This is a genomic window from Rhodococcus opacus B4 (assembly GCF_000010805.1).
Classification (GTDB): domain Bacteria; phylum Actinomycetota; class Actinomycetes; order Mycobacteriales; family Mycobacteriaceae; genus Rhodococcus_F; species Rhodococcus_F opacus_C.
The window spans coordinates 4,915,390-4,928,658 of record NC_012522.1; the positions used below are offsets into that span (position 1 = coordinate 4,915,390).

A 13,269-nucleotide genomic window follows, 5' to 3' on the forward strand; every position below is an offset into this window, starting at 1 on the left:
TGTGAACGTGGTTCAGCAGGCGCGTGCTGCGGCGACTCGACAGCAGATCGTCCGCGGGGCGGCGGAGATGTTCGAGAAGTCGGGTTTCGAAGGAGCCAGACTCGGCAACATCGTCGAGAACGCCGGAATCACGAAGGGGGCCTTGTACTTCCATTTCCGTTCGAAAGAGGATCTGGCGCGTTTCATCATCGGTGAGCAACACCGGATCTCCATCGCGTCGGTCGAGGCGATCGGCCGCGAGCAGGTGTCGGCGATCGAGCAGATCGTGATGCTGTGCCACGAAATGGCCCGGCAGATCGTGAACGACCCGATCGTGCGAGCCGGTATCCGGATCACCCTCGAACTCAGCGCCGACGACCAGGGCCCCGCCGACCCCTACCTCGACTGGATCAACAGTTGCGAGATGCTCGCCACCCGGGCCGTCGAGCAGGGGGACCTCCGCGCCGACATCGACCCGCCGAGGCTGGCAAGGTTCGTCATCGGTGCCTTCACCGGTGTCCAGACCGTCTCCCAGGTGCTGACGCAGCGCACCGACCTCGAACAGCGCGTCGACGACATGTGGGGGTTCCTGCTTCCCGGGATCATGCCCGTGAACCGGCATCAGGACATCGCCCGGGTCCGGCGGGCCCGCTGGATACCGGACGACGCCGACTAGCTGCCCGCGCATGCGCTCACCGCGGTAGGGGCGAGCGCCGCGGTTCCGCGCACGACCGCCACGCCGCCCTGCCGTATCGACCCGGTGACGGACAACGTGCCGTCGTCCACCGCGTCCAGCCGGATCGTGGTCCGTTCGTCGAGTTCGGCGAAACGGTGGAACGTGGCTCCCAGGGACGCGAGGTGCGCGTCCGGTAGTCCGAGTCGGGCACAGGCCGCCTGCCGGATCGCCTCGAACAGCAGCATCCCGGGAATGTGATCACACGGATGGTCGAACAGGACGGGATGCGCGGTGTCGACCCGCACCTCCCACTCGTCCCTGGCACGCTGCGGCCCGAGGACCACGTGGGCGTCGTCGACATGACCGACCAGACCGGACCGGACGGGGTCCGGGCACCAGGGCGTTCCCACGGTCCGCGGGCCACGATCACCCCACCGGGCGCGTGCGTACGCGGCCGGGGGGAAGACGGCCGCGTCACCGGTAGCGGCGCCGATCTGCAGCCCGCCGCACCGGAACCGCAGGTCGACGCGGAACGCGGCGAGCGCGTCGCCTCGGTAGACGTGCCGCGACACGGCGACCTCGACGATCACGTCGGCAGCGGCGGCGCCGACCTCGAGCGCGTCCGGCGACGCGGAAACCTGCAGGTGCTGCATGACGAACCGGTTCGGCAACGGGACGCGGTAGCGGGTGTGACCCAGGTAGATCGCGGTCTGCCGGAGCGTTTCCGCCAGCAGCATGGTGTCGTAGTGCCCGTCCCGGGCGCGGTAGAAGCCGTGCAGCCGGGGCCACTGCGCGGCGAGAACGAACCGGTCCGGCTCCGGCAGCGGGACGCAGTCGGTGAGGAACACCTCGGACACGGATTGCCGATGCACATACCTGCGCGGCACGGTCCGCTCGAACGAGAGTGGGGGGAGCGCATCGGGCACCGGCCGGGAAACTCGCGCCACAACTCCACTCCCCACAGAACCGGTCGGCCCGATGCCGCGGACCGCCCGAACTATAGAACACAGACCGCGCGGTCTGTGATGTGGGGAGTGTGCGTTGTTACCGGCCCTTCAGGCTGCCGATTCGAAGCGATCCGGGGTTGTCGTCCTCGTCGAGGTCCTCTTCGACCTCCCGGACGTACTCCTTCGGGTCCTTGTCCGAGGTGTCCGCCTCCGACAGGGAACGGTGAACGAGGAAGTATTCGGCGAACCGCCGCCCGAGCGACTCGCGAAGATCTTCCGGGGCGGTCCGGAAATCGGCCAGGCCCTCGCGTTCCTCCTCGGCCATGTGCTCGTCGTTCGCCCGGCGCGTCCGGCCGACCGCCGCCCACCACTCCTCGGAGAGGATGGGGTTACGCGCCGCCGCCCGGACGCCGTCGCGGATGTCGTTGTGGTCCCCGATCGCGTCGAGAGTCTCTGCTTCCGCCTCCGCGTCGTCGCCGACACGGAGAAGCTGGGGATAGAAGATTTCCTCTTCCGCCGCAGCGTGCAGATCCAGGCGTTTCGCCAACGGCGTCCACACCGCCTCCACGGCAGTGATCTCCACCCGGCGCCGAGACTTCAATTCGTCCAGCGCGGCGAACTGCCGCCGGAACCACTCGTGGTCGTCGAAAATCAACTCGATGATGTCAGGCATGATTCGCCCCCGATCCAGCCGCCGACAATAGGTACCAGCCATGGTAATTGGGAAACACGCGCTCATCGTGTGTTACGGCCCCTCACCCAGAGGGAGTAATCGTGATTCCGCGCGGGGTATTTCCGGCAGGATTTGTAGCGTCGATCACATCGCGGCGCTTACGGTCGCCGTGACCAGATCTTGCGCCGCGAAATTGAGGAGCCTTTGTGATCACCGCTGCTGATGTGGATTACCACCCGAGTGAGCCGTCGGCTCGTACCTGGGCCGAGACCATTGTCTTGGTCTTTTCTGTTCCGGAGGCCGGAATCCTCGGCAACGCGTACGTGTTGTCTCGGCCGAATGTCGGGGCGACCATCTCGTCGGTCGTCGTGCATTCCGGTCTCTGCACCCAGCCCTACGAGATCGACTTCACGGACCCGCAGATGCATGTACCCGCACCGGATGTGTTCTCCAAGTTCACGCTGGAGAGCGGCCTGAGTCTCGAGGCGACGAACGCTCCCCGCGATTTCCGCGTCTCCTACGAAAACGCCCTGGGGGCCTGTCGTTTCGACCTCCAATTCCAAGGCCTGCACGAACCTTTCGATGTGCACGACGCCACGCAGAACCCGCTCGTGGCCGGCGCAGACGGCCCTGTCGACACCGGGCTCGGTGACGTGTGGGCCAACGGGCACTACGACATGATCGGGCACGTGACCGGCACCCTGGAACTGCGGGGCAAGGAGTACCAGGTCGATTGCTTCGACGGCATGGACCGTAGTTGGGGGCCTCGCGCGGAGCTCGGACACAGTGGCGCCGCCTGGATCCACGTGACGCTCGGCCCCGACTTCGGCCTGCACCTGGGGATGGCCCTGGGCATCCGGAACGGGGAGGTGATTTACGACGGTCTGCGCTTCGGCTACGTCGTCGAGGACGGCGAAGTCTTCGGGATCACCCACGCGACCGTCGAGGCCTCCCGAGTCGACATGATCGCAGTCAACAACCACATCACCGCGGTAGACGTCCGTGGCAAGAAGCATGAATTCTTCGGTACGGCCGTCGGTGGTGCACCGTGGTACAGCTTCAGTCCCGCCTACGTCAGTTGCCAGAGTCTGTTCCGTTATCAGGTGGGCAACCGGGTCGGGTACGCCGAGGCGACGGACGTGCTGGGTCTCGAGTTCCTCGCCGAACGACTGTCGAGTTCCGGCCGGCTGCGCGCCGTGGCCACATCGCACGCGAACGGAGCATGAAACATGGTGATGACAACGCCGACTTCCCGCGCGGCCGCGCGCGTGGAGCCCACGATCGACGCCGTGCTGCGTCGCAAGATGCAACGGCGGGGGGCCATGATCCATGAGCAGCCCGCAATCGACGCTGTGTCGGAACGTTTGCGGGAGTTCCTCTCCCGCAGGATCGACGGGGAATTCCTCATCGAGAATATCGGCCGACTTGCGGGCGGCGCGTCGAAAGAGCAATTCGTTTTCGATCTGGACTGGGTGCGGAACGGGCACCGCGGGCGGGACCGTATGGTGTTGCGGATGGATCCGCCGGGGTCGATGGTCGAGACCCCGCGGCTGCGCGAGTTCGAAGTACTGAAGATGCTCGACGGTGTGGTGCCCGTGCCGCTTGTGTTCTGGGCGACCGAGGATCCCGCCGAACAAGAAAATCTTCGACAAGATCGTCTCGCAGGCTCAGCTGGGCCTGACCGAGCCCGAGGATCTGGCCGATACAATTCTGTTCCTCGCATCTCCGCTCTCGCGCAGAATCACAGGACAGGTAATCAGTGTGAACGGTGGTATCTCCGTTGCCTGAGATGAGCACACGTGCGCCCCTCGTGCGCCGTCGTGTCCGGTCACGCGAGGACATCCTCGGCGTGGAACAGCAGCGATACCAGCACCTGCTACCCGGCTCGACGATTCACGCATGTCTTGCCGAATCGGCTCGTCGACACCCGGACAAGAGCGCGATCCTGCATCTCGATGGTCCGGACTTCATGGCGCCGTCCCGCGATGTCACGTATCGAGAGCTGCTGAACGGGGTGGAAGCGTCGGCATCGGTGTTTCTCGAGCGTGCGGCGGGCGCGCCGAGTGTTGTCGCGGTGATGGTCCCGATGGTGCCCGAGGGATTGTTCGCCACCTGGGGTGCTCAGCGGGTGGGTACGGCGGTGCCGCTGAATCCTTTTCTGGAACTTGCTTCGCTCGTCAATGTCCTGAACCTCACCTCGGCGACCGTTCTGGTTACGACCGGAGAGATCCTTCGAGAACGCGGTGTGGACGCGGCTGCGGTTCTGGCGAGGGTTGCGACACTTCGCGATGTCCTTCTCGTCGATGGCGACACCAGCACGTTCACCGCAGCGTTGACCGAACATCGCGGCCGCTCCGTCGAGATCGAGGACGACCCCCATCGGGACGCAATCGTCATGCCCACCGGGGAACCACGGGAGCGCCGAAGTTGGTGCGCATGTCGCAGCGCGGCCAACTCGTCGTTGCGTGGAACGTCGGAGCGCTGATGGGATGCGAGGAAGACGGCGTGGGTGGCCACGGAATGCCGAACTTTCACTGCGGCGGAAGCATCGCTCTCGCCCTTCGATCGGTTGTGTACGGCCAGACTCGGCTGACATTGACGTCCGGTGGCTTCCGGTCGCGGGACGTTGTCGAGAAGTTCTGGACGGCAGGCGCATGTGCACTGGCTCAGGGTCGTCGAGGAATCCGCGCCGAAGTAGGTCGCGGTGGTCCGGTCACCCCGCGGTGCGAACGCGCGAGTACGACCTTTTCCTACCCGGCCGTGCGGGTGCGAGTTTGGTCGTGCAGAGTTCGTCGAGTCGGTGTTTGACTTTGTCGTTGATGGTGGGGTGGTGGGTGAGGAGACGTTGTAACCGGCGGTAGAACACGGTCGGGAACACGCCGAATTCGGGGAGGATGTGTTCGTCGCCGCCGCCAAAGGGTGCCCATTTGACCGCGAAGTCGAGCATGTCGAGTTCTTCCCTGGTCACGGGTGTCTCCTGTTTCTCTGCTGTCGGGTAAGCGGGTGCGGCCGTGCGATTCCTCGCGCGGCCGCACCCGGCCGGGTCATCTCACGTCGAGGTAGATGCTCTTGAGCTGCTGGTAGCTCGCGAGTCCCTCGGGTCCGAGTTCGCGGCCGAGGCCGCTGTCCTTGATGCCGCCGAAGGGCGCGGTGGGGTCGTTGGAGTAGCCGTTGATGCCGACGGTTCCGCTGGCGACGTTGCGCGCGAACGCGGCGCCACGGTCGGGGTCGGCGGTCCAGATGGAGCCACCGAGTCCGTAGTCGGAGTGGTTGGCGATCGCGATGGCTTCGGCCTCGTCGGTGTAGGGGATGACCGAGAGGACAGGGCCGAAGATCTCCTCCTGGGCGATGGTGTGGCCGGTTTCGACGTCGGCGAAGACGGTGGGTTCGACGAACCAGCCGTGGTCGATGTTGTCGGGTCGGCGGCCGCCGGTGGTGACGCGGCCGCCGTCGGAGCGGCCCTTGTCGATGTAGCTTTCGACGCGGTGCCGTTGCCGGGCGGAGACGAGGGGCCCCATCTGGGTGGTGTCGGACAGCGGGTCGCCGACCGCCAGGCTCCTGGCGAGGTCGGTGATCGTGTCGACGATCTCGGTGTACCGCGAGCGGGGTGCGAGGACGCGGGTGCCGAGCCAGCAGATCTGGCCGTTGTTGAGGAGGGTCGCGGCGTAGAAGGATTCGAGGTTCGCGGCGAGGTCGGCGTCGTCGAGGATGACGGCGGCGGATTTGCCGCCGAGTTCGAGGGTGACGGGCCGGAGCAGTTCGCCGCAGGTGCGGGCGATGGCGCGGCCGGCCCCGGTGGAGCCGGTGAAGGACACCTTGTCGATGCCGGGGTGGGCGACGAGGTAGGCGCCGAGTTCGCGGCCGCCGGGGACGATGTTCAGCACCCCGGCGGGCAGTCCCGCGGCGATGGCGGCCTCGGCCATGAGGAACGCGTCGAGCACGGTCTCGGGGGAGGGCTTGAGGACCACGGTGCACCCGGCGGCGAGGGCGGGGGCGAGTTTGAGGAACGTGATGGCCTGCGGCACGTTCCACGGGACGATGGCCCCGACGACGCCGATCGGGGAGCGGGTGACGAGGGTGGATCCGCCGAGCATGCCGGGCCGGATCTCGTCTTCCTGCTTCGCCGCCATGTCGGCGTAGTAGCGGAGCAAGACAGGTGGGAAGCCGCCCTCGAACTGCCGGGCGAGGGTGATGGGCATGCCGTTCTGGCTGCTCACGCGGGTCGAAGTGTCCTCGGCGCGGGCTTCGAGTTCGTCGGCGAAGCGGCCGAGCACCTCGGCGCGCTGTGCTGCGCTCCATGCCGCCCACTCCGTGAGTGCGGCGCGTGCGGCGTCGACGGCGTCGTCGATGTCCGTCTCGGCGCCCTCGGGGACCGAGCCGATCTGCTGTTCGGTGGTGGGGGAAATGACCGGGATGGTGGAGGCGCCGGAGGGCTTGGCCCATCCGCCGCGGATGTAGAGATCGGTGTAGTCGATCGTCATCGGGTGTCCTTCTCGGGAGGTTCGGTGAGGGGGTGTCAGTCCTGCACGAGCACGGGCTTGAGGACCTCGCCGCGGTGCTGGGCGTCGATCGCGTCGTTGATCTTCGCGAACGGGAACGTGGTGACGAGTTTGTCGAGCGGGAACCGGCCGGCCTTGTACAGCTCGACGAGTTCGGGGATGAACTCGTCGGGGACGCTGTCGCCCTCGATGATTCCGGTGATCGTCAGACCCATGGCGAGGGAGTTGATGATGTTCAGCGGCACGGACGATTCGGGGTCGGCCGGTACACCGATCAGGCCGACCTTGCCGTGGAAGGTCATGGAGCCGACGAGCGATTCGATCACGGCAGGGATGCCGGAGGTGTCGATCGCGTAGTCCACGCCGGCGGGGATGATGGCGCGGACCTGCTCGGCGACCGGGCCGGCGGCGGGGTCGAGGGCGTGGGTGGCGCCGAGTTCGAGGGCGAGGTCACGACGAGACTGGTGGGGTTCGACGGCGATGATGGTGGTGCAGCCCTGGACGACGGCACCCATGACGGCGGCCAGGCCGACCGATCCGGCGCCGGCGACGAGGATCGCGGATCCGGGCCGGCAGTTCAGGGAGCGCATCACGGCGCCGGCGCCGGTCTGGATGCCGCAGCCCAGCGGTGCGAGGAGTTCGGCGGGGATGTCGGTGGGCACTTTCACGACGTTGCGTTCGAACGCGAGGCTGTAGGTGGCGAAAGAGGACTGCCCGAAGAACAGGCCGGTCAGGGATTCGCCGTCGGCGGCGGTGATCGGGCCGGTGCCGTCGTCGCGGACGCCGTCGTAGGCGAGGTGCATGAACTGGTGGCAGTAGGACGGTGCCCCGGTGGTGCACGAGGGACAGGTGCCGCAGCTGTTGAAGGTGATGGCGACGCGGTCGCCGGGGGCGACCTTGGTGACGCCGTCGCCGATTTCGCGGACGATGCCGCAGCCTTCGTGGCCGAGGACGGCGGGCAGTGCGGTGGGGAGGGCGCCGTCGCGCGCGGCGAGGTCGGTGTGGCAGATGCCGACGGCCTCGATCTCGACGAGTACCTCGCCGGTCCTCGGTCCGTCGATGGTGATCGGCTCGAGCGTGAACTCGGCGTGCGGTTCTCTCGCGACTGCTGCGAGTGCTTCCATCGTCATGTCTCCATGTCTTGTGCGGCCGGCCCGGTGGGGACGACCGGAATCGAAATGCTCAGAGAACGGCTTCCCGCAACGAGATGGCGGGATCGGCGAGAGCGGTGGGATCGACCTTGCTGCGATTGCCGATGAACTTCTTGCCTGCCATGAATTCGCTTGCGGCATTCACGGTCTCGACGGCCACCGGGACCCCGTCGCTGTCGAGGTGGAACAGGGCGAAGGACGAATCGGACGGGTTGCCGCGCAGGACGGCCCTCGTGTCGGGGCCGACCATACCTGCCATCTTCATCTTCAGGTCGAACTGATCGGACCAGAACCACGGCACCTCGTGCGGCGACAGCGGCGTCCCCGTGATGACCGACGCCGCCTGCTTCGCCTGTTCGACTGCGCTGGGGATGCTTTCGAGTCGCACCATCTTCCCGAGCGTGTCGTGCAGGCGGTAGGTCACGTCGCCGATCGCGAGAACGTGTGGATCGCTGGTGCGTGCCGAACCGTCCACGACGATCCCGGCGAGGCACTCGATGCCCGATTCCCGTGCCAGTGTGTCGTTCGGGATCGCGCCGACGCCGACCAGTACGAGATCACAGGGGATTTCGGTTCCGTCGCCGAGTTCGACACCCGCGACGCGACCGCTCTTCTCGGTGATTCCCCGGACCTCGGCACCGGTGAGGATGCGAGTGCCGCGGTTTCGGTGGAAGTCGGTGAGAGCGGCCGACAGTTCGGGACTCGCGACCCGCGCCAGCACCCGGTCTTCCCGTTCGATCACCGTGACCTCGCATCCGCGGGCGCGGGCCGAGGCGGCGACCTCGAGTCCGACGTACCCACCACCGATGATGGCGAGAGTCGATCCGGTGTGCACGGCCTCGCGCAATTGCGTGGCGTCGGCGAGGGTACGCAGGCTGAGCACACCCTCGAGATCGCTCCCCGGCAACGTCAGTGTCCGCGGCGCGGCGCCCGTCGCGAGAACGAGCGTCGTGTACTCGAGAATGTCACCGGACGCCGTCGTCGCGGTTCGCGCGTCCCGGTCGATCCGGACGACCGGATCGCCGAGCAGCGTGTCGATCGCGTTGTCGGCGTAGAACGATTCCGGCTTGAGCCACTGGACGAACTCGTCGTCGGCGTACTTCTTCGACAGCGGCGGGCGGTGATAGGGCGGATGGGTTTCGTCCCCGCACAGGACGATCCGACCGTCGAATTTCTGCTGCCGCAGCATGCCGGCGAGAGTGCCGCCGGCATGCCCGGCGCCGACGATCACCACGGTGGGTGTGGCTTGTGACGTGACCATGGTTACCGGGCGAACTCGATCTGGACGGGCATGTTCTTGAGCCCGCCGACGAAGTTGGTCTGAATCATCTTGGTGTCGTCGACCAACTCGACCGACTCGATGTGGGGAAGCAGTTCCTCGAACATGATCCGCAGTTCCAGCTTCGCCAGGTGCTGACCGATGCACATGTGCGGGCCGTAGCCGAACGCGATGTGCTTGTTGGGCCTGCGGGTGATGTCGAACGTGTCGGGGTCCGGGATGACGTCCGCGTCGCGGTTACCCGACTGGTACAGCAGCATGAAGCGGTCGCCCTTCTTGATCTCGCGACCGCGCAGCGTGTAGTCCTGCGTCGCCTGACGCATGAAGTGCTTCACCGGGGACGCCCAGCGCAGCGATTCGTTGACGATGTGCGGCGCGAGCGCCGGGTCCGCCTTCGCCTTCGCGAGGAGTTCGGGGTTGCGGCCGAGTTCGAGAATGCCGCCCGCGAGGGTGCTCGAGGTGGTGTCGTGACCCGCGGTCGCGATGGCGATGAAGTAGCCGTAGGCCACCTCGTTCGGGTAGTACTCGCCGCTCTCGTCGCGTGCCACCGAGATGATCGTCGCGAGGTCGTCCTTCGGGTCGGCCCGCCGGTCCTGCAGCAGCCGCTCGAAGTAGGCGTAGAAGTCCTGAATCGTGGCCACCCACTGCTTCGCGGCGGCGTCCGGGGTGAGCGGCTCGACGTCTTCACGCGCGGCATCGGGATCGGCGGTGCCGAAGAATTCCTGCGTGAGGGCCATCATCCGGGGCTCGTCCGACTCCGGTACCCCGAACAGGCTCATGATGACGTGCAGGGGGTAGTGGAGGGCGAAATCCTTGACGAAGTCGATCCGCCCGTCCGTCTTCAGCAGCCGGGCGACGGCCGCCTTGGCGAGATCGCGGATGACGGTCTCCCACTGGGCGAGGTTGGTGGGCCGGAACCAGTCCAGCGCGATGTCCTTGATCGCCGTGTGCTCCGGCGGGTCGAGGTAGGTGAGGGTCTCGAGGATGCGAAGGCTGCCGTTGTTGATGCTCTTGGTGAACGCGTCGCCGGCCTGGTTCGCCAGGATCGGGTTGACGGAGCCCTTGTCCTCGCCGCCCGCACTGGTGAAGATGTCGGGCTGGCGCTCGATCTCCATGATGTCGGCGTGCTTGCTCACCAGCCAGATGGGGTCGTACCCCTCCACTTCGGCGCGCCCGAGCGGGTTGTTCTCCCGCAGCCAGCGGTAGGCCTCGAACAGCGCGTCGTTGTCCCGGTGTCCCTCGGGCAGGACGACCTGGCGGGCGACAGCGTCCGGAATCAGTTCCGTGACCTGCTCTGTAGTGCTCATCAATTCCCCTTCGTGGTGCAGTGAGATGCGGCGCCGAACGTCGCGGCGCCCTCGCCGACTGGAGTGACTTCAGCCTGTCAGCTGCGGGAGTGAGGGGCATCACACCATCGATCGATAGTTGTCCACCTAACGGGGGATGTGTGCCGCGTCACCCCGTCGTCGCCGCCTGCGTAGACGCCGGGAATCACCCCACCGGAGGGGGGTAATCAGTCGAAGTGGTGATGCGCCCGGACAGTGACCGGCGACACAATTTTGACGTTCACCCGGTCAACCCGAAGGAGATCGCCATGCCCACCGTCGTATACCAACTCCCTGACGGCTCGACGTCGTCCGTCGACGTCCCCGCCGGCCAGAGCGTGATGGACGGGTCGGTACGCAACAACCTGCCCGGCATCGTCGCCGAATGCGGCGGTAGCTGCTCGTGCGCCACGTGCCACGTGTACCTGGACGACGATGCGAGTGCGGCGTTCGGCGAGCCGACGTTGGAGGAACAGGACCTCCTCGAGTTCCTCGACGGTGTCCAGCCGTGTTCGCGTCTCGCCTGCCAGCTCGTCCTGACACCAGACGTGGACACCGTCACGGTGACCGTGCCGTCCACGGACGCCTGACCGGTCCGGCGGGTTCACCGGGCCGGGGACTGATACTTCGCGATCAGTTCGGCGCGGTTGGTCGCGCCGAGTTTGCGGAGGATGCGTTTCACGTGGGACTTGACCGTGTCGACGGTGATGACCAGTTCGGCGGCGATCGCGGAATTCGACGCCCCGGTGAGAATCAATCGGACGACGTCGGCTTCGCGTTCGGTCAGTGGTTCGAGCAGGCGCTGCTCGGCGGCGTCGCGGTCGGCCTGCGACGGAGCGAGATCGAGGGCGCCGTGGGAAGGTGGCGCGTCGTCGCCGGTCCACCGCCGGGCGCTTTCGCGCAAGAGCGCATTCTGACGCTCGCGACGCGACTCCAGACCGACTCGCTCGAAGTGCCCGCCGAGCACTTCGGCGAACACTCCCAGGGCGTGGCGCCGTGACCCGTCCAGCACTGCGCCGACGTGAAGGAGCGCGGCAGCGGTCCCGTCGACGACGACGGGGACGGTGGTGAAACCGTTCGCGCCCAGCAACTCTCGCAGCTCGGCCGGAACGTGGGAACCCACCGTGACCGTGTTCGTCTCGAGCGCATCCGCCTCGGGCGAGCCGTCGGGGAGACCGAACTCGGAGGGCAGAGACGGCATCGTGCCCGGGGCGGTGCTCAACGCGGCGACGGGAATGATGCGGTCGCCGTCGAGGCGTGAGAGGACAACCTTGTCCACGGAGCAGAGTTCCGCGACGCGCTCGCACGCGCGCTGCATGAGTTCCGCGCTCGAGGCCGCGTCGTCCAATGCCCGGACCGCGCGATCGATGCCCGTCGCGACCGCGCCGATGTCGGCGGACCGGGTCGCGTCGGCGGCGTTTCTGCGGTCGAGGAGGTCGACGAGGAGCCTGCCGAGTTCGGTCGAACGAGCCGGAGCGGCCGTCCGCATTTCGGCGAGGATGTCCGCGATGGCGCGATCGGTGTCCGTGGTGTTCTCGTCCGTGTGCGGTTCGGGGTGGGGAGTGTCAGCCACCGGACACCGTCTTGGTGTTGGCGCACAGCGCCGCCACCTCGGCCCGCGTGGAGACGCCGAGTTTCTTGAAAATCCGCTGGACGTGGGACTTGACGGTGCCGTCGGAAATGCACAGCCGACGGGAGATGGTGGCGTTGGTCGCCCCCGTGGCCATCAACGTGAGCACCTCGCGTTCGCGCGCGGTCAGCGCATGCGCGCGCGGGACGACCGGTGCCTGCGGAGAGTCGGTGGACGCGTCGGTCCGGGGGAGGTCGCAGGTGGCGACCTCCGGCATCGTCAGGGGCTGCTCGAGGTGCCGCAGTGCCTGGGTGAGCCGCTGTATCTCGGCGTCGACGTGCTCGTTGCGGGTGGAGATCTGGCGCCGCAGGTCGGCGCGTTCCTTCGACGAGGCGCAGGCGCCGGCCAGTACCGCGACGAGGTGGACGTCGGTGTCGGACAGGCTGTCGCTCTGGCGGTCGACGTGGATGATCGCCACCGCGCGGGCGTCGACGACGACCGGCACGGCGAGGTATCCGGCGGGCCGCGACAGATCGATCAGCGGGCGGTACGTGTGCCGGTAGGTGTCGACGGCGTCCACGGCATACGGTCGGCGCCGGCGGACCAGTTCGGCCTCGCGCGGTGCCTCGCGCAGCGCGATCTCGCGTCCGTCGATTGCCGTGGCGAGTTCGTGGAAGTCCCCGGTCAGTTCCGGGTTGACGGCTAGCGCGATGGGAGACCAGGTGGAACCGCGGACCACGGAGAACATCGCCTTGCCGTATCCGAGGCTCGTGCACAGTTCCTGGGTCACGACGTCGGCGAGGCGGTCCGCACCGGCATCGAGCGCACGGACGACCCGCTGCAGTGCCTCGAACTGGGCGGTGTGCACGCTCAGTCGGCGGGCGATGTCGTCGCGACTCGCGGCGTCGAGTTCTGTCACGAGTTCTGCGAGGCGCAGGGTGCGCTCGGGGGAGTCGACGCCCTCACGCAACTTCCGGGCCGCGAACGCACGAATCACCGTGAGGTCGGGTTCGCCGTCCGCCAGGCGGATCAGATTCGGCTCGTTGCCGAGAAGGTCCTGCAACTCTGCAACCGCCTGCTCGGCAAGCTCGAACGAACTCGTCGAAATGACCACTCACCACTCCTCGCGCCGTGGCCGCCGCACGGATGACGACGACACCGTCGTCCGTT

General features: G+C 67.0%; 14 protein-coding genes. 5 read left to right on the forward strand and 9 right to left on the reverse strand.

Annotation, left to right across the window (positions count from 1 at the left end):
- Positions 1 to 7 precede the first annotated feature (7 nt).
- Positions 8 to 655, forward strand: a complete 648-nt coding sequence (locus ROP_RS22610; RefSeq protein WP_012691728.1) for a ScbR family autoregulator-binding transcription factor — start codon at positions 8 to 10, stop codon at positions 653 to 655.
- On the opposite strand, the gene ROP_RS22615 is transcribed toward ROP_RS22610, so the two are convergent.
- Both ROP_RS22615 and ROP_RS22620 read right to left on the reverse strand, forming a co-directional pair.
- A complete protein-coding gene (locus ROP_RS22615; protein ID WP_043825164.1) occupies positions 652 to 1,602 on the reverse strand; it encodes a ScbA/BarX family gamma-butyrolactone biosynthesis protein in 951 nt (316 codons plus the stop codon). The two genes, ROP_RS22610 and ROP_RS22615, sit on opposite strands and share 4 nt — an antisense overlap.
- 97 nt (positions 1,603 to 1,699) lie before the next feature.
- A complete protein-coding gene (locus ROP_RS22620; protein ID WP_012691730.1) occupies positions 1,700 to 2,275 on the reverse strand; it encodes a hemerythrin domain-containing protein in 576 nt (191 codons plus the stop codon).
- Between the two features lie 278 nt (positions 2,276 to 2,553).
- Between ROP_RS22620 and ROP_RS22625 the strand changes: the two genes are divergently transcribed.
- The 3 genes from ROP_RS22625 (at position 2,554) to ROP_RS22635 (ending at position 4,760) form a co-directional block, all read left to right on the forward strand.
- A complete protein-coding gene (locus ROP_RS22625) occupies positions 2,554 to 3,501 on the forward strand; it encodes a DUF7064 domain-containing protein (protein WP_231868968.1) in 948 nt (315 codons plus the stop codon).
- Between the two features lie 358 nt (positions 3,502 to 3,859).
- A complete protein-coding gene (locus tag ROP_RS41395) occupies positions 3,860 to 4,063 on the forward strand; it encodes an SDR family oxidoreductase (protein ID WP_231868969.1) in 204 nt (67 codons plus the stop codon).
- A gap of 1 nt (position 4,064) precedes the next feature.
- Positions 4,065 to 4,760 carry an AMP-binding protein gene (locus ROP_RS22635; RefSeq protein WP_012691733.1) on the forward strand — a complete coding sequence of 232 codons (696 nt, stop codon included), beginning with the start codon at positions 4,065 to 4,067 and terminating at the stop codon, positions 4,758 to 4,760.
- Between the two features lie 228 nt (positions 4,761 to 4,988).
- On the opposite strand, the gene ROP_RS22640 is transcribed toward ROP_RS22635, so the two are convergent.
- The 5 genes from ROP_RS22640 to ROP_RS22660 form a co-directional block, all read right to left on the reverse strand.
- On the reverse strand, positions 4,989 to 5,243 hold the full coding sequence (locus ROP_RS22640) for a hypothetical protein (protein WP_012691734.1): 255 nt from the start codon (positions 5,241 to 5,243) through the stop codon (positions 4,989 to 4,991).
- Positions 5,244 to 5,319: 76 nt separating this feature from the next.
- Complete coding sequence (locus ROP_RS22645) at positions 5,320 to 6,756, reverse strand: aldehyde dehydrogenase (protein ID WP_012691735.1); 1,437 nt, start codon at positions 6,754 to 6,756, stop codon at positions 5,320 to 5,322.
- Positions 6,757 to 6,791: 35 nt separating this feature from the next.
- Positions 6,792 to 7,898, reverse strand: a complete 1,107-nt coding sequence (locus ROP_RS22650; RefSeq protein ID WP_012691736.1) for an NAD(P)-dependent alcohol dehydrogenase — start codon at positions 7,896 to 7,898, stop codon at positions 6,792 to 6,794.
- Positions 7,899 to 7,956: 58 nt separating this feature from the next.
- A complete protein-coding gene (locus ROP_RS22655; protein WP_012691737.1) occupies positions 7,957 to 9,186 on the reverse strand; it encodes an NAD(P)/FAD-dependent oxidoreductase in 1,230 nt (409 codons plus the stop codon).
- 2 nt (positions 9,187 to 9,188) lie between these two features.
- Positions 9,189 to 10,511 carry a cytochrome P450 gene (locus tag ROP_RS22660; RefSeq protein WP_012691738.1) on the reverse strand — a complete coding sequence of 441 codons (1,323 nt, stop codon included), beginning with the start codon at positions 10,509 to 10,511 and terminating at the stop codon, positions 9,189 to 9,191.
- A gap of 287 nt (positions 10,512 to 10,798) precedes the next feature.
- Here ROP_RS22660 and ROP_RS22665 point away from each other — a divergent pair, with 287 nt between their 5' ends.
- Positions 10,799 to 11,119, forward strand: a complete 321-nt coding sequence (locus tag ROP_RS22665) for a 2Fe-2S iron-sulfur cluster-binding protein (protein ID WP_012691739.1) — start codon at positions 10,799 to 10,801, stop codon at positions 11,117 to 11,119.
- A gap of 14 nt (positions 11,120 to 11,133) precedes the next feature.
- Here the strand turns inward: ROP_RS22665 and ROP_RS22670 are convergent, their stop codons facing one another.
- Together ROP_RS22670 and ROP_RS22675 are read right to left on the reverse strand one after the other, a co-directional pair.
- Positions 11,134 to 12,102 carry a helix-turn-helix transcriptional regulator gene (locus ROP_RS22670; protein ID WP_012691740.1) on the reverse strand — a complete coding sequence of 323 codons (969 nt, stop codon included), beginning with the start codon at positions 12,100 to 12,102 and terminating at the stop codon, positions 11,134 to 11,136.
- Positions 12,095 to 13,213: a LuxR C-terminal-related transcriptional regulator gene (locus ROP_RS22675; protein WP_012691741.1), complete on the reverse strand. Its 1,119-nt coding sequence runs from the start codon at positions 13,211 to 13,213 to the stop codon at positions 12,095 to 12,097. The genes ROP_RS22670 and ROP_RS22675 overlap by 8 nt, the downstream gene beginning before the upstream one ends.
- Between the last annotated feature and the right edge of the window lie 56 nt (positions 13,214 to 13,269).